At 67.2% G+C, this 15,056-nt stretch carries 17 protein-coding genes; 1 reads left to right on the top strand and 16 read right to left on the bottom strand.

From position 1 onward, the window contains the following. Positions 1-211 precede the first annotated feature (211 nt). Positions 212-1,465 carry a UDP-N-acetylglucosamine 1-carboxyvinyltransferase gene (gene murA, locus AC5Y7V_RS14420; RefSeq protein WP_077102943.1) on the bottom strand — a complete coding sequence of 418 codons (1,254 nt, stop codon included), beginning with the start codon at positions 1,463-1,465 and terminating at the stop codon, positions 212-214. Positions 1,466-1,537: 72 nt separating this feature from the next. Here murA and AC5Y7V_RS14415 point away from each other — a divergent pair, with 72 nt between their 5' ends. Continuing rightward, positions 1,538-2,119, top strand: coding sequence for a cob(I)yrinic acid a,c-diamide adenosyltransferase (locus tag AC5Y7V_RS14415; RefSeq protein WP_499880730.1), 582 nt, complete (start codon positions 1,538-1,540; stop codon positions 2,117-2,119). A gap of 79 nt (positions 2,120-2,198) precedes the next feature. Here AC5Y7V_RS14415 and AC5Y7V_RS14410 read toward each other — a convergent pair whose 3' ends face one another. The 15 genes from AC5Y7V_RS14410 to rpmE form a co-directional block, all read right to left on the bottom strand. Further along, a complete protein-coding gene (locus tag AC5Y7V_RS14410; RefSeq protein ID WP_499880729.1) occupies positions 2,199-2,642 on the bottom strand; it encodes a DUF2550 domain-containing protein in 444 nt (147 codons plus the stop codon). An 8-nt stretch (positions 2,643-2,650) separates the two neighbouring features. Next, positions 2,651-3,016, bottom strand: a complete 366-nt coding sequence (locus AC5Y7V_RS14405) for a F0F1 ATP synthase subunit epsilon (RefSeq protein WP_499880728.1) — start codon at positions 3,014-3,016, stop codon at positions 2,651-2,653. Positions 3,017-3,041: 25 nt separating this feature from the next. Beyond that, entirely contained in the window at positions 3,042-4,508 is a 1,467-nt protein-coding gene (gene atpD / locus AC5Y7V_RS14400; RefSeq protein WP_499880727.1) for a F0F1 ATP synthase subunit beta, read from the bottom strand. Between the two features lie 20 nt (positions 4,509-4,528). After that, positions 4,529-5,443 (bottom strand): F0F1 ATP synthase subunit gamma, encoded by a 915-nt coding sequence (locus AC5Y7V_RS14395; protein ID WP_499880726.1) that lies wholly within the window; start codon positions 5,441-5,443, stop codon positions 4,529-4,531. Between the two features lie 6 nt (positions 5,444-5,449). Continuing rightward, positions 5,450-7,123 (bottom strand): F0F1 ATP synthase subunit alpha, encoded by a 1,674-nt coding sequence (gene atpA, locus AC5Y7V_RS14390; RefSeq protein WP_499880725.1) that lies wholly within the window; start codon positions 7,121-7,123, stop codon positions 5,450-5,452. Positions 7,124-7,177: 54 nt separating this feature from the next. Continuing rightward, positions 7,178-8,518: a F0F1 ATP synthase subunit B/delta gene (locus AC5Y7V_RS14385; RefSeq protein WP_499880724.1), complete on the bottom strand. Its 1,341-nt coding sequence runs from the start codon at positions 8,516-8,518 to the stop codon at positions 7,178-7,180. Between the two features lie 4 nt (positions 8,519-8,522). Then, the gene (locus tag AC5Y7V_RS14380; RefSeq protein WP_066928719.1) at positions 8,523-9,041 is read right to left on the bottom strand and encodes a F0F1 ATP synthase subunit B; all 519 of its coding nucleotides are present in this window, start codon (positions 9,039-9,041) and stop codon (positions 8,523-8,525) included. 9 nt (positions 9,042-9,050) lie between these two features. After that, positions 9,051-9,296, bottom strand: coding sequence for a F0F1 ATP synthase subunit C (locus AC5Y7V_RS14375; protein WP_066928722.1), 246 nt, complete (start codon positions 9,294-9,296; stop codon positions 9,051-9,053). Between the two features lie 48 nt (positions 9,297-9,344). Then, positions 9,345-10,100, bottom strand: coding sequence for a F0F1 ATP synthase subunit A (gene atpB / locus AC5Y7V_RS14370; RefSeq protein WP_499880723.1), 756 nt, complete (start codon positions 10,098-10,100; stop codon positions 9,345-9,347). Beyond that, positions 10,093-10,560, bottom strand: a complete 468-nt coding sequence (locus tag AC5Y7V_RS14365; RefSeq protein WP_499880722.1) for an ATP synthase subunit I — start codon at positions 10,558-10,560, stop codon at positions 10,093-10,095. Before AC5Y7V_RS14365 ends, atpB begins: the two co-directional genes overlap by 8 nt. Positions 10,561-10,808: 248 nt before the next feature. Then, positions 10,809-11,990: a glycosyltransferase family 4 protein gene (locus AC5Y7V_RS14360; RefSeq protein WP_499880721.1), complete on the bottom strand. Its 1,182-nt coding sequence runs from the start codon at positions 11,988-11,990 to the stop codon at positions 10,809-10,811. A 103-nt stretch (positions 11,991-12,093) separates the two neighbouring features. Then, a complete protein-coding gene (locus AC5Y7V_RS14355; protein ID WP_499880720.1) occupies positions 12,094-12,747 on the bottom strand; it encodes an L-threonylcarbamoyladenylate synthase in 654 nt (217 codons plus the stop codon). Beyond that, positions 12,744-13,583, bottom strand: a complete 840-nt coding sequence (gene prmC / locus AC5Y7V_RS14350; protein ID WP_499880719.1) for a peptide chain release factor N(5)-glutamine methyltransferase — start codon at positions 13,581-13,583, stop codon at positions 12,744-12,746. The genes AC5Y7V_RS14355 and prmC overlap by 4 nt, the downstream gene beginning before the upstream one ends. Further along, entirely contained in the window at positions 13,580-14,653 is a 1,074-nt protein-coding gene (gene prfA, locus AC5Y7V_RS14345) for a peptide chain release factor 1 (protein WP_499880718.1), read from the bottom strand. The genes prmC and prfA overlap by 4 nt, the downstream gene beginning before the upstream one ends. A gap of 93 nt (positions 14,654-14,746) precedes the next feature. Continuing rightward, positions 14,747-14,989, bottom strand: a complete 243-nt coding sequence (gene rpmE, locus AC5Y7V_RS14340; RefSeq protein WP_499880717.1) for a 50S ribosomal protein L31 — start codon at positions 14,987-14,989, stop codon at positions 14,747-14,749. Positions 14,990-15,056: the final 67 nt, after the last annotated feature.

Genomic DNA, 15,056 nt, shown 5'->3' with positions numbered 1-15,056 from the left:
AACACTCTTGCTTGTTTTCGCCCGCTTCCGGGCAACCCTGCCAGCTTAATACCGGTCTGGCGGAGGCGTCAAGCCCCAGTTTTGGCCATCTCATTGTGGTGACCGCTGCAGGGGCAGCCGTGCCAGGCTAGTACCGATCCGGCGAGGGAGTCAAGGCCCCGGTTTCGGCCATCTTCGCGAGGTGACCGGCCTTGTGGGGCACTGACTTTGACTACTCTACCCGCTCGATCTCCGCTCCCAAAATCGCCAGGTTTTCCACGAACAACGGGTAGCCGCGATCGATGTGAAAGACGTCGTGGACCTCGGTGTCTCCGTCGGCGACCAGTCCCGCCAAGACCAGGCCGGCGCCTGCGCGGATGTCCGAACACCACACCGGGGCGCTGGACAGCTGGGGCAGGCCACGCACGACGGCGTGGTGCCCGTCGGTGCGGGCGTCGGCGCCGAGCCGGATCATCTCCTCGACGAACCGGAAGCGTGCCTCGAACACGTTCTCGGTGATCATCGAGGTGCCGTCGGCGATCGACGCCAGCGCGATGGCCATGGGCTGCAGATCGGTCGGAAACCCGGGGAACGGCAACGTCGCCACGTTGACGGCCTTCGGGCGCTCGTACTGGGTGACCCGGAAGCTGCTGTCCGTCTGGGTGACGGTGGCACCCGCGTCGTGGAGCTTGTGCAGCACCACCTGCAGGTGGGCCGGATCGACGCCGGTGACCTCGATGTCGCCGCGGGTCATCGCCGCAGCGATGCCCCAGGTGGCGGCGACGATGCGGTCGCCGATCACGCGGTGCTCCGTGGGATGCAGCCGCGGGACGCCGGTGATCGTCATGGTCGGCGAGCCCGCGCCTTCGATCTGTGCGCCCATCTGGTTCAGCATCGTGCACAGGTCCACCACGTCGGGTTCGCGCGCCGCGTTGTGGATGGTGGTGACGCCCTCCGCCACGACGGCGGCCATCAGGATGTTCTCGGTGGCCCCCACGGACGGGAACTCCAGCTGAATCTCCGCGCCGCGCAACGTATCCGCCTGCGCAACGACGCACCCGTGCTCGATGTTGCACTGCGCGCCCAGCTGCCGCAGGCCGGCCTGGTGCATGTCCAGCGGGCGCGAGCCGATCGCGTCGCCGCCCGGGAGCGCGACCCGGGCGCGCTTGCACCGGCCGACCAGTGGCCCGAGCACGCAGACCGAGGCGCGGAACTGGCGCACGGCCGCGAAGTCGGCGTCGTACTTGGGTTCGTCCGGCGAGGTGATGCGGGCGACGTCGCCGTCGAGTTCGACGGTGGCGCCCAGGCCGCGCAATACTTCCGCCATCAGCGGCACGTCGAGGATGTCCGGGCAATTGGTGATGGTGCTGGTGCCCTCGGCCAGCAGGGTCGCGGCCATCAGCTTGAGCACGCTGTTCTTGGCGCCCCCGACAGCGACTTCGCCGGACAACCGGTTCCCGCCGGTCACCACGAATCGCTCTGTCACCCGCGTCAGTCTAATGAAGCGGTATCGGCTTGTCAGTCAGCCGGGCGCGGTCAGCCGAGTACCGTTTGGCTCATGGCGATCCACCTGACCCGCATCTATACGCGAACCGGCGATGACGGAACGACGGGATTGAGCGATTTCTCACGGGTCTCCAAAACCGACCCGCGCCTGGTTGCGTACGCGGACTGCGACGAGGCCAACTCGGCGATCGGTGTCGCGGTCGCCCTCGGCCAACCCACCGAGGAAATCGCGGGCGTGCTGCGCCAGATCCAGAACGACTTGTTCGACGCCGGCGCGGATCTGTCCACCCCCGTGGTGGAAAACCCCGCGCATCCCCCGCTGCGGGTCACCCAGCCCTACATCGATCGGCTCGAGGCGTGGTGTGACAAATATAACGAAGCGCTGCCGGCGCTGAATTCCTTTGTGTTGCCTGGCGGTTCGCCGTTGTCGGCGCTGCTGCACGTCGCCCGCACCGTGGTGCGCCGGGCCGAGCGCTCGGCGTGGGCCGCGGTCGATTCCCAGCCGGACGGGGTCAGCGTGCTGCCGGCCAAATACCTGAACCGGCTGTCGGATCTGCTGTTCATCCTGGCGCGGGTGGCCAACCCCGGCGGGGATGTGCTCTGGCGGCCCGGGGGCGGCGCGCCGAAGGGGTAAAGCGGCATCGAGTCTGCGCCTGGAGCGCGATTCGCACCAAAACCGCACTCTCACCGCAGTTTCGACGCCTCTCGGCTCGCTAAACGCTGCGGCGGCGTGCGCGCGGCGAGGGCCGGGACTCCAGCCAGGACAAGAACGCGGTCAATGCGCCCTTGTCGAGCGCGAGCTCGTAGCCCGACCGGCGGTCCTGCGTCGTGTCACGCAGCTCCAACACCACGATCTCGTCGGTCATGATGTCGAACTCGTCGCCGCGCGGGGCGCGCCGGGCCACGATCTCCACGCCGCGCCGGCTGAGCCGGCGGTCCGGCCACAGCCGCAGGCTGGACAGCCGGTAGAACGCGGCCTCGCCGCCGCGGTAGCGGATCACCCCGTGCCGCCAGCCGTGGCCCCCGACGGCGGGAATGTCGCGCATGATTCCCGCGGTTCCGCCCTGCCGCAGCTTCAAGAGCCGGTAGCTCAGCGCCAGGACGGCGGCGGCTAACAGGACGACGAGCACGACCATGCCGACCATGGGCGCGCTCATCGCGACGGTTAGTCGATCGCGCCGACGGCGCGCAGTCTGGCGCGCCCCCTGGCGGCGATACGGGGATCGTCGGATTCGGCGTCGTCCCGGGCGGCACTCTCGTCGATCTCCGACTCGAACTCCGCGGATTCGGCCAGGACGGTGACGGTCTCCTCGGTGACCGACAGGAAACCGCCGTCCACCGCGATCCGCAGGTCGTCCTCGCCTTCGCGTTCGACCCGCACCATGGCGTCGTCAACCAACTGCGCCACCAACGGGATGTGGCGGGGCAGGATCCCGATCTCACCGACGGTGGTGCGGGTGAACAGGAACGTTGCCTCACCCGACCAGATCTTCCGGTCGACGGCGACGATCTCCACGTTCAATTCGGCCATGCCACTGTGCCTTTCGACTTATGCCTCAGGAATCGAGCTTGGCGCCGAAGCTTTCGGCTTTCTTGGCCAGGTCGTCGAGGCCGCCGATCAGGAAGAACGCCTGCTCGGGGATGTGGTCGAAGTCGCCCTTGGTCAGCTTGTCGAACGCCTCGATGGTTTCCTTCACCGGCACTGTCGAACCCGGCTGACCGGTGAACTGCTCGGCCGCCATCATGTTCTGCGACAGGAACCGCTCGATGCGCCGCGCCCGGTTGACCAGCTGCTTGTCCTCCTCGGACAGCTCGTCGATGCCGAGGATGGCGATGATGTCCTGAAGGTCCTTGTAGCGCTGCAGGATTCGGATGACTTCCTGCGCCACGCGGTAGTGCTCGTCGCCGACGACGCCGGGGTCAAGGATGGTCGAGCTGGACGCCAGCGGGTCCACCGCGGGGAAGATGCCCTTCGAGAACACCGAACGCGACAGCTCGGTGGTGGCGTCCAGGTGCGCGAACGTGGTCGCGGGCGCCGGGTCGGTGTAGTCATCCGCGGGCACGTAGACCGCCTGCATGGACGTGATCGAGCGCCCACGCGTCGAGGTGATCCGCTCCTGCAGCTCGCCCATCTCGTCGGCCAGCGTCGGCTGGTAGCCCACCGCCGACGGCATCCGGCCGAGCAGGGTCGACACCTCCGAGCCCGCCTGGGTGAACCGGAAGATGTTGTCGATGAACAGCAGCACGTCCTGGCCCGCCTCGTCGCGGAACCACTCCGCCATCGTCAGCGCGGACAGCGCCACCCGCATACGGGTGCCGGGCGGCTCGTCCATCTGGCCGAACACCAGCGCGGTGTCCTTGAGCACGTCGGCTTCCTTGAGCTCCACCCACAGGTCGTTGCCCTCGCGGGTGCGCTCGCCCACCCCGGCGAAAACCGAAGTGCCACCGAAGTTTCGGGCGATGCGGTTGATCATCTCCTGGATGAGCACCGTCTTGCCGACGCCGGCACCGCCGAACAGCGCGATCTTGCCGCCACGCACGTACGGGGTGAGCAGGTCGACGACCTTCAGACCGGTCTCGAGCATCTCGGTGCGCGGCTCGAGCTCCTCGAAGGCCGGCGGCTTGCGGTGAATCGACCAGTGATCGAAGTCCTCCCCATACCCCGGCTTGTCCAGGCAGTACCCCAGCGCGTTGAAAACGTGGCCCTTGACGCCCTCGCCGACGGGCACCGAGATCGATTTGCCGGTATCGGTGACCTCAACGCCACGCACCAGGCCGTCGGTGGGCTGCATCGAGATCGTGCGCACCAGGCTGTCGCCCAGGTGCTGCGCGACCTCCAGGGTGAGCGTCTTCTTCATCTCCTCGAAAGTGATCTCGGTGTGCAGCGCGTTGAACAGCTCCGGAACGGCGCCGCGCGGGAACTCGACGTCGACGACCGGTCCGGTGATCCGTACCACGCGTCCGCTGGTGTCGGAGTCCCCGGACTTCTCGTTCTCTTTGGTCTTCTGGTCAGTAGCAGTCATGTTTCTTCTTCCTCGTGGTGCTACTTAGCGTCGGCGAGCGCGTTTGCGCCACCGACGATTTCGCTGATCTCCTGGGTGATCTGGGCCTGCCGCTCGCGGTTCGCCATCAGCGTCAGTTCCTTGATGAGGTCGTCCGCGTTGTCGGTGGCCGACTTCATCGCGCGTTGGCGCGACGCCAGCTCCGACGCCGCCGCTTCCAACAGCGCCGCGTACACGCGGGTGGTCAGGTACCGCGGCAACAGCGCGTCGAACAACGTCGTCGCGTCGGGCTCGAAGGAGTAGAGGGTGTGCAGTTCCTCCTCCTCCTCGATGTACTCCACCACCAGCGGGGCAATGCGGTGGGCCACCGCCGTTTGCGACATCATCGACTTGAACTCCGAGTAGACGACGTGCAGTTCGTCAACGCCCTGGTCGTCGGACTGCTGGTCCTCGTCGTCCCCAGCGCCCTTCATGAAGGCGTCGACCAGGGTCGTGGCGATCTCCGCGGCGTTTTCGTACTGCGGTTGCTCGGAGAAACCCGCCCACGACTCGGTGATGTCCCAGTTGCGGAACTTGAAGTAGTTCTGCGCCTTACGGCCCACCGTGTACAGAACCGGCGTCTTGCCTTCCTCCCGCAGCAGGGAGAACAACTCCTCGGAGCGACGGAACACGCTGGAGTTGTAGGCACCGCACAGGCCCCGGTCGGAGGACACCACCAGGACGCCGGCCCGCTTCGGGTCCTCCCGCTCGACCAGCAAGGGGTGGTCGAGCGCGGCCTCGGCGGACAGGGTGGTGAGCATCGCGGTGATCTGGAATGCGTAGGGGCGCGCGGATTCCAGCCGTGCCTGCGCCTTACCGATGCGCGAGGTCGCGATCATCTCCTGGGCCTTGGTGATCTTTTTGATCGACCCCGCCGATCGGATCCGGCCGCGCAATTCGCGAAGTGTGGCCGCCATCGTTAGCTACTTCTTGTCCTTCTTGGAGTCCTTGGAGTCCTTCTTCGGCTTTTCCTTCTTGACCTGCACCGACTCCTTTTCCAGGTCTTCTTCGTCCATCGCCTCGACGTGCTCGTCGGGCACCACCGATCCGCCGTCGGAGGCCGCGAAGCCCTTCTTGAACTTCTTGATGATCTCGGTGAGCTGGTTTTCGCCCTCTTCCGAAAGCTTCTGGCTGTCGCGGATCCCGGCCAGGAACTTCTCCTCGGAAGCCCGCATGTGGTCCAGCAACTCGGTTTCGAACCGCCTGACGTCCTCGACGGGCACGGAGTCCAGGTGGCCGCCGGTGCCCAGGAAGATCGACACCACCTGCTCCTCGACCGGCATGGGCTGGTACTGCCGTTGCTTGAGCAGCTCGACCAGCCGTTCGCCGCGCTCCAGCTGCGCCTTGGACGTGGCGTCCAAGTCGGAGGCGAAGGCCGCGAACGATTCCAGTTCGCGATACTGCGACAGGTCCAGACGCAGCGAGCCGGCCACCTCTTTCATGGCCTTGATCTGCGCCGCGCCACCCACGCGGGACACCGAGACACCGACGTTGATCGCGGGCCGGACACCCTGATTGAACAGATCGGACTCCAGAAAGCACTGCCCGTCGGTGATCGAGATGACGTTGGTGGGAATGTAGGCCGAGATGTCGTTGGCCTTGGTCTCGATGATCGGCAGGCCCGTCAGCGATCCGCCACCGAGCTCGTCGGAAAGCTTGGCGCAGCGCTCCAACAACCGCGAGTGCAGGTAAAACACGTCACCCGGGTAGGCCTCGCGGCCCGGCGGGCGGCGCAGCAGCAGCGAGATCGCGCGGTATGCCTCGGCCTGCTTGCTCAGGTCGTCGAACACGATCAGCACGTGCTTGCCGTCGTACATCCAGTGCTGAGCGATCGCCGAACCCGTGTAGGGCGCAAGCCATTTGAAGCCGGCGGAGTCCGACGCGGGAGCCGCGACGATGGTGGTGTAGTCCATCGCGCCGCCCTCGTCCAGCGCGCGACGGACGGCCGCGATCGTCGTGCCCTTCTGACCGATGGCCACGTACACGCAACGCACCTGCTTGCGTTCGTCGCCCGACTCCCAGTTCTGCCGCTGGTTGAGGATGGTGTCGACGCACACCGCGGTCTTGCCGGTCTTGCGGTCGCCGATGATCAGCTGGCGCTGGCCCCGTCCGATCGGGGTCATGGCGTCGATGGCCTTGATCCCGGTCTGCAGGGGCTCCTTCACGCCTTGGCGCTCGACCACCGAGGGCGCCTGGAGCTCCAGCGCGCGCCGCTCGTCGGTCTCGATGTCTCCCTGCCCGTCGATCGCCTGGCCCAGCGGGTTGACGACCCGGCCGAGGAACGCGTCGCCGACGGGGACCGACAACACCTCGCCGGTGCGCTTGACCTGTTGACCCTCTTCGATTTTCTCGAAGTCACCGAGGATCACCGCGCCGATGCTGTGCTCGTCCAGGTTGAGCGCGACGCCGAGGACCCCGCCCGGGAACTCGAGCAGCTCCTGGGTCATGACGGACGGCAAACCTTCGACGTGCGCGATGCCGTCCCCGGCGTCGACGACGGTACCGACCTCCTCGCGCGAGGTGTCGGCGGTGAAAGAGCCTACGTACTCCTCGATGGCGCTTTGGATGTCGTCAGCCGAGATTGTCAACTCTGCCATGGCTTTTCGTCTTCCTACTTGATCTTCGTTCGCATGCTGTCAGTGATGATGTGGTCAGTCGGGCAACTGGGCCTGCGCCGCGGCCAGCCGAGACGAGAGCGCCCCGTCGATCACCTCGTCGGCCACGGCGATCAACAGGCCGCCGAGCAATTCGGGATCGATCTGCAGCTGCACCGACACCGGGTGGTCGTAGATGCGGCTGAGAACCTCGGTGACGCGGGTGCGTTGGGCGTCGGTGAGCTCGGCCGCGGCGCCGACCCGCGCGACGATTTCGCCCCGGCGCGCCACCGCGACCTGGGCCAAGAACTTCATGGCCTCCTCGGCCGGTTCGCCGCGCAACAGCTCGACGGTCTGGCTCAGCAGCGCCCGTGCGACCGGGTTGACCCTGCCACTAGCGCTCCCGAGCACCTTGCGCAGCAACTCAACTCGTCCTTCGGCGGGAGACCCGTAGTCGCCCAGCAGGATGGACAGTCGCGGCTGCGCGTCGAGGATGCGCGCGAACCGGAACAGCTGCTCTTCGACCTCGTCGACCCGGTCCTCGCGTTCGGCGACCTCCAGGAGCGCCTGCCGCGAGATGTGCTCGATGGCGTCGACCAGATCGGAGTTGGCCGACCAACGCTCGGAGACGGCGGCCCGCAGCACGTCGAGCGTGGCGTCGCCGACCTTGCCGGACACCAGCCGCTCGATCAGCCGGACCCGGGGCGCCGCGTCTTCGGCCGGCAAGGTCAGATACCGGGTGACGACGATTTCGCCGTCCAGCATCTTGGCCACCGACACAAGCTCGCTGGAGAGCTTGGAAAGCGCATTGTTGTCAAGGTTTTTGGCGATGGTGCCGAATCGATCCGACAGGCTGCCCAGCGCCTCACGACTGGCGGAGCGCATCTTCGTCATAAGCGGGTACGCCACCTCGGCGGGCGCGGGCGCCATGGCTTCGAGATCGTCCAGGAACCGGTCGACGGTGGCCGACTGCTGGTCGGCGTCGGCGACAAAGCTGCGCACCAATTCGCCTGCCTGGCGCACGGATTCGTGTCCGAGCTCCAGGCGTAGCTGGCGCGTCAGCTGCGCCCGCAGCAGCTCGGCCTGGCGGGCGCCCTGCGCCGCGATGCGTTCGGCCTCGACGCCGGCCTGCGCCCGCAACTGCTCCGCGATGCGCTCCGCGTCCGCGCGGGCCTCTTCGACCACCTGCTCGGCCTCTTCCTTGGCCGCCTCAACCGCTTTGCTGTGGGCGGTGGTCGACTCGGTCAGCCGGTCGGCGGCCGCGGCCGAATCGGCCAGCTGCTGGCGCACCAAATCCTGCCGGGCGGCCATCATTCTGCGCACCGGCGGCACGGCGTACCGCCACACCAGCGCCACGATGAGCGCGAACCCGAGCAGCTGTCCGAAAAAAGTCGACATCGATTTACCTTGTCGCGGCGGAGGTCGTGACGTCGACGCCGAGGATCCGGCTGGCCAGGGTCGCCGACATGGTTCCGACGTTGGCACGCAGATCCAATTCCACGGCGTCCCTTTCCCGTTTCAGTTGCTCGGAGGCCAGCTGCACCGTCGCCATCACCTCTTGCTCGGCACGGGCCCGCGCGTCCTCGATGACCTTGCGGCCTTCGGCGCGGGCGTTGTCGCGGAAGGCCGACGCCTGCACGCGGGCTTCCTTCATGGCTTCTTCGTAATCGGCCTGGGCGGCTTCGAACTGCTCGGCCGACTTCTTGTTGTCGGCGGCGGTCTTGGCGACCATGGCGTCGCGTTCGCGCAGCACCTTGAGGATCGGCGGCACCACGAAGGTGCCGATGACGCCGAGCACGATGAGGAAGATGGCGAGCACGAAGAAGAACGTGCCGTTGGGGACGAGGAAGTTGCTGCCCCCCTTGCCTCCCTCGGCGACCACCTGGCCGGCGGCGAGCACCATGGGGTTCGGGTCACCCATCACAGCGAACTACGTGACGGGCGTGGCGAATACGAACAACGCCATGAACGCCAGGTTGATGAAGTAGGCCGCTTCAACCAGACCGACGGTGATGAAGAACGGCGTGAACAACCGGCCCTGCGCCTCGGGTTGCCGGGCGATGCCGGACACCAGCGCGTTACCGGCGATACCGTCACCGATACCGGCACCGATTGCGCCGCCGCCCATGATGATTCCACCGCCGATGAGGGCACCGGCAGCGATAGTGGGGTCCATTCTTTTCCTCCTTTATCCAGCTTTTATCTGTTGGCTTATCTGGCTGGGCTAGTCATGGTGTTCCTCCAGCTCCATGGCCTGGCTGAAGTACAAGATCGTCAGGATCGAGAAGATGAAGGCCTGGATCGCCCCGACGAACAGGTCGAAAGATTTCCAGATCGCGTTGGGCGCCCACATGATGTAGGGCGGGAAGAGCGCGATCAGCGCCACCAGGATGCCCCCGGCGAAGATGTTGCCAAAGAGACGGAGCGACAACGAGATCGGCTTCGCCAGTTCTTCGACCAGGTTGATCGGCGCCAGGAACGCCACGTGCCCCTTGAGCACCTTGAGGGGGTGCCCGATGATGCCGCGGCGCCAGATGCCGGCCACGTGATAACAGACGAACACGAAAAGGGCCAGCGCCAGAACGTAATTGATGTCCGCAGCCGCCGACTTGAGCAGCTCGGTGGTGTGGCCGGATTTGTCGGTGTATTGCAGCGGCAGCACCGACAGCCAGTTGGAGATCAGGATGAAGATGAAGATGGTGACGGCCAGCGGCAGCACGAACGGCGCGATCCGCATCCCGATGGCGCTCTCGATCTGGTCGCGCATCTGGATGGTGAGCGCCTCCCAAAACAGTTGAACCCCACTGGGAACGCCGCTCGAGGTGATCTTGGCGCGCAGGAAGAAGGCCAGGGCGATCACGATCACGCCGGCGATCGCGGTCGACAGCACGGTGTCGGTGTTGACCGTCAAACCCAGCCACGTGGCGGTGGTGTGCTCGCCGACCTCGATTTGGGAACCGGCCAGGATCATTTCAGTCATCGCTGGTGTTCCTTTCGTCCGACCCGTCCGGGCCCAGGGATGCGACCGGCTCGCCCGTGCGCAGCTTCTTCCACACGGGCACCGCCGTCGACACGACCAGGAGCACCTGGAAGAGCGCCAGCCCGAACATCGCGCCCAAGCCGTTGGGCCGGAAAACGTAGGCAATGATCAGCGCGATAACGGTGATGATCGCCAGCCGGGTCGCCGAATTGAGCGCCATCGAGCTTTTCAGCGGGTGGTCTTTGGCGGTGATCAACGCGACCGAACGCCGCACCAGCAATGCGTTGAGCAAACCCAGCAGCAACCCGACACCGAAGAACACACCGAGCATGAGGCGGCCCGACAATCCGGCGGCGAGCATCGCCAGCGCGGTGACCGCGACGCTGATCGCCAATAGCCGAACCGGACGGAAAGCAACAGAGGGGAACACCAACGGCGCGTCCTGCGCTGGTGTCGTCACTGCAGCACCTCAATCCCAGGTTGTAGAGCGGGAAACCCTCGACCGACCGATCGGTGGCCCGCCGAGCGTATCGCACGTCACTCTGGAATCACCCAAGGGGTAGCTCCCTATGTCGGTCGCGAATCGGCGCGATCGGACAAGCGTCCGAAGGGCCGGCTGGCCGGCAACCCTCAAGGTTTCTTTTTGGGGTTCTACCTGCACCGTACCATACGACGGGCGCCACTACTACTGGGTGTCGTAGGCTCGTTCTAATCCTCGTCGGCAAATTCGTCGCGGCGGCGCAGGAGCGGGATCGCCGTCGCCACTCCGGCGACCACGATCGCCCCCAGCATCACCGCGCCGGTGTCGCGCGGGTTGAAAAAAATTGTGCTGGCGGCGCCGAACGCGACAATGCCCACCCATAAATAGATGAGCAGCACCACCCGGCGATGCGAATGGCCGATCTGCAGCAACCGGTGATGCAGGTGCATTTTGTCCGGGCTGAATGCGCTGCGGCCCGCGCGGGTGCGGCGCACTATCGCCAGTAAAAGGTCGAGCATCGGCACGAAAATCACTGCCGCCACCAGCAGGAACGGTGACAGCAGAGCAAACACGTCGCGGGCGCCGTAGGCGTTTTGCGAAACCGGGCCGGCCGCCGTCGTCGCGGCCGCGGAGATCATCAGGCCGATCAGCATCGAGCCGGAGTCGCCCATGAAGATCCTGGCGCGGTGGAAGTTGTGCGGCAGAAAGCCAAGGCAGGCCCCCGCCAGCACCACCGAGATGACAGCGGGCGGATAGAACAGAACGTCGCCGCCGTGGTCGCGCAACAGGCCGACCGAGAACAGGCAGATCGCCATCGCCATGATGAGCCCCAGCCCGGCGGCCAGCCCGTCGAGCCCGTCGACGAAGTTCATCGCGTTGACGACCGACACCGTCAGCGCCAGGGTGAGCAGGATCGACGACGCCTGGTCCAGCACGATCGTTCCGACGCCGCCGATCGGGATGTACAGCACGCTCCAGGCGACGCCCATGGTGACCAGCACGCTGGCCGCGGTGATCTGGCCGGCGAACTTGGTCAGGGCGTCCAGGCCCCAGCGGTCGTCGATCAGGCCGATGCCCACGATCACCGCGGCGGCCACCAGGACGGCGGGCATGCCGGTGGAGTAGACGAAGCCGCGGGTGAGCGCCGGCAGCTGCCATGCCAGAAAGACGGCCGAGATCACGCCGAGAAACATGGCCAGCCCGCCCATGCGCGGGGTGGGGGTGACGTGCACGTCCCGTTCCCGTGGGTAGGCGACGGCTCCCAGCCGGGTGGCCAGCACGCGCACCGGTCCGGTCGCGAAGTACGTGACGATCGCGGCGGTCAGCCCGACAACGGCCAGCTCGCGCAACGGGACGCCGGTGCCGCGATCGGACAGGGCGAGCAGACCACCGGCAAGGCTGGACACCAACGAAACCGTACTGCACCGAGCTGAGGCCGGACTGGCCGCGCTCGCGCTAGCTCGGCGACGATGCGCGCCGCGTAGCGGCGTGAGGAGGAGCCGAGCAATCGGACTACGCGATCAGGCTTGCGGGGTCGGTGCCGAGCACGTCGGCGATCCGCTCGGCGCTGACCGGGCCCGCCCGCAGAATGCGCGGAGCCTCACCGGTCAGGTCGACGATCGTGGAGGCGGCCTGCTGCTGCGAGCGGCCCGCGTCGAGATAGACGTCCACCAGATCGCCGAGCTGGTCGCGGGCCTCGTCGGCCTGCACCGCGGGCGGGCGGCCGGAGACATTGGCGCTGGACACCGCCATGGGCCCGACCTCGCGCAGCAGCTCGATGGCCACCGGGTGCAGCGGCATCCGCAGCATCACGGTGCCGCGGGCGTCGCCGAGGTCCCAGTGCAGCGACGGCGCCTGCGTGACCACCAGGCTCAGCGCGCCCGGCCAGAAGGCGCGGATCAGATCCCGCGCCCCGTCGGGCATCGTGTAGACCAGGCCCTCGATGGTGTGCCAGGAGCCGACGAGGACGCCCACCGGCATGTCCCGGCCCCGCCCCTTCGCCGCGAGCAGCGCGGCGACCGCGGTGCTGTCGAACGCGTCGGCGCCGATGCCGTACACGGTGTCGGTCGGCAGCACGACGAGCCGGCCGTTCTTGACCGCCCCGACGGCCGAGGCGATTCCGACCGAACGCTGGTCGGGATCGGAGCAGTCGAACACCGTGGTCACCGCTCCCCCCTTCGCGCGGTGACGAACCTCGGCCGTCCGGCCAGATCCCGGCGTGCCTCGATGCCCTCGAAAAGCCCCGTGGTTTGGATCAATTCGACGGTTCGGGACGACGTGGTGTCGTCGTGCTCGACGGCGAACCGGCCGCCCGGGCGCAGCCAGCGTCCCGCGAGTCGGACGACGGCGGCGATGACCGCCATCCCGTCCGGCCCGCCGAACACCGCGTGTGGCGGATCATGTTGGGCCACTTCGGCTTCCACCGCATGATCGTCGGGAACGTAGGGCGGGTTGGCCACCACCAGGTCGACGCTTCCGTCGAGCTCGGCGAGCAATCCGGCGGCGGTGACGTCGGCGCGCACGAGTTCCACGGCGGTGCCGGCGGCGTTATGGCGCGCGTAGCCGAGGGCCGATTCGGAGTCGTCGATGGCGATCACCCGCGCGGCGGGCCGGTGCCGGGACAGCGCTAGGGCCAGGGCGCCCGATCCGGTGCACAGGTCGACGATCACGGGCCGGGCCGGGAGTGGTTGGGCGGTAGCCCATTCCAGCATGGCCTCGGTCTCCGGGCGCGGGATGAACACGCCGGGGCCGACGCGCAGCGTCACCGGCCCGAACGCCGCCGTGCCGGTGAGATGCTGCAACGGCACCCGCTGCGCGCGCGCTCGCACGATGTCGCGATAACGCCCGAAGAATTCGTCGCCCGGCGACTCGAGCAACCTCAGCCGTCCGCGTTCGGTGCCGGCCAGGTGGGCCGCCAGCTCCTCGGCGTCGTAGCGCGCGGAACCGATCCCGGCCGCGGCGAGCTGCGCCGCAGCGGAGTCGATCGCGTGCCGCAGCGTCATGCCTGTTGCAGCCTCGCTTGCTTGTCGGCGGCGGCGAGCGCGTCGAACAACGCGTCGAGGTCGCCGTCGAGCACCTGATCGAGATTGTGTGCCTTGAAACCGATTCGGTGATCGGTGATCCGGTTCTCCGGGAAGTTGTAGGTGCGGATCCGCTCGCTGCGGTCCACGGTGCGGACCTGGCTGGCGCGGTCGGCCGAGGCGTCGGCCAGCGCCTTTTCCTCCGCGAGGGCCTGCAGGCGGGCGGCCAGCACCTGCAGCGCGCGGGCCTTGTTCTGCAGCTGCGACCGCTCGTTTTGACAGGTGACGACGATCCCGGTGGGCAGGTGCGTGATCCGGACCGCGGAGTCGGTGGTGTTGACGCCCTGCCCGCCCTTGCCGGACGAGCGGTACACGTCGATTCGCAGGTCGGACTCGTCGATCTGCACCTCGCCGACTTCCTCGGGCTCGGGGTAGACCAGCACGCCCGCCGCCGAAGTGTGAACGCGGCCTTGGGATTCCGTCACCGGAACGCGTTGCACCCGGTGCACCCCGCCCTCGAACTTCATCCGCGACCATACCCCTTCGGCCGCGTCGCCCTTGCTGGCGATCGCGAGCGTCGCGTCCTTGTAGCCACCCAGATCCGAGGTGGTTTCGTCGAGCACGGTGACGTTCCAGCCGTGCCGCTCGGCGTAGCGGATGTACATCCGGGCCAGGTCGGCGGCGAACAACGCCGATTCCTCGCCGCCCTCACCGGATTTGACCTCGAGGACGATGTCGTCGGCGTCATGCGGGTCGCGCGGCGCAAGCATGTCGGTGAGTTGCGTGTCCAGCTCGCCCACCCGCGCCTCGAGCTCGGTCACCTCATCGGCGAACGACTCGTCGTCGGCGGCCAGCTCGCGCGCGGCCTCGAGGTCACCGCGCGCGGCCTCCAGCTTGCGGTGCGTGGCGACGATCGGGGCCAACCGGGCGAACCGGCGTCCCGCCTTGCGCGCCTCGTCGGGATTGCTGTGCAGTTCGGGGTCGGCCAGGCGCTTCTCGAGCTCGGCGTGTTCGGCAAGCAACACGTCGATGGTCTGTACCGGCTTCGTCACGCTGGCCTCCTCTCTGAAACGCGACCGACTGCCCCGGACACAAACCGACGCCCGGCCTGTGCTGCTCGCACAGTTCGGGCGTCGGTAAGCCAGCTATTTGTCGGTCGACTCGGCCGCGTCGGCCGCGGCCTTGCGCTTGCCGTAGCGCTTCTCGAAGCGGGCCACCCGGCCGCCGCTGTCGAGGATCTTCTGCTTGCCGGTGTAGAAGGGGTGGCACTGCGAGCAGACCTCGACGTGGATCTGCCCGCCGGGCTTGGTGCTGCGCGTGGTGAAGGTGTTCCCGCACCCGCAGTGCACGGTGGTCTCCCCGTACGCGGGATGAATGTCAGCTTTCATGATGTCCTCTTCGATCGTTTGCCGCCCGGACCGGGCGCGAACTCCGGGAACCTGATCAGGTCCTGGG

This window comes from Mycobacterium sp. NGS34, from assembly GCF_059812845.1.
Note: the sequence above shows the minus strand (reverse complement) of the source record. Positions and strands in the feature narration are given on the sequence as shown.

Excerpts from the sequence above, each read along its gene's own strand:
- AC5Y7V_RS14415 (WP_499880730.1), top strand. The coding sequence starts at position 1,538 with ATGGCGATCCACCTGACCCGCATCTATACGCGAACCGGCGATGACGGA.
- AC5Y7V_RS14385 (WP_499880724.1), bottom strand. The coding sequence starts at position 8,518 with ATGTCGACTTTTTTCGGACAGCTGCTCGGGTTCGCGCTCATCGTGGCG.
- AC5Y7V_RS14395 (WP_499880726.1), bottom strand. The coding sequence starts at position 5,443 with ATGGCGGCCACACTTCGCGAATTGCGCGGCCGGATCCGATCGGCGGGG.
- atpB (WP_499880723.1), bottom strand. The coding sequence starts at position 10,100 with ATGACTGAAATGATCCTGGCCGGTTCCCAAATCGAGGTCGGCGAGCAC.
- AC5Y7V_RS14380 (WP_066928719.1), bottom strand. The coding sequence starts at position 9,041 with ATGGGTGACCCGAACCCCATGGTGCTCGCCGCCGGCCAGGTGGTCGCC.
- AC5Y7V_RS14405 (WP_499880728.1), bottom strand. The coding sequence starts at position 3,016 with ATGGCCGAATTGAACGTGGAGATCGTCGCCGTCGACCGGAAGATCTGG.
- prmC (WP_499880719.1), bottom strand. The coding sequence starts at position 13,583 with ATGACGCTGCGGCACGCGATCGACTCCGCTGCGGCGCAGCTCGCCGCG.
- AC5Y7V_RS14410 (WP_499880729.1), bottom strand. The coding sequence starts at position 2,642 with ATGAGCGCGCCCATGGTCGGCATGGTCGTGCTCGTCGTCCTGTTAGCC.
- atpD (WP_499880727.1), bottom strand. The coding sequence starts at position 4,508 with ATGACTGCTACTGACCAGAAGACCAAAGAGAACGAGAAGTCCGGGGAC.
- atpA (WP_499880725.1), bottom strand. The coding sequence starts at position 7,123 with ATGGCAGAGTTGACAATCTCGGCTGACGACATCCAAAGCGCCATCGAG.
- AC5Y7V_RS14375 (WP_066928722.1), bottom strand. The coding sequence starts at position 9,296 with ATGGACCCCACTATCGCTGCCGGTGCCCTCATCGGCGGTGGAATCATC.
- rpmE (WP_499880717.1), bottom strand. The coding sequence starts at position 14,989 with ATGAAAGCTGACATTCATCCCGCGTACGGGGAGACCACCGTGCACTGC.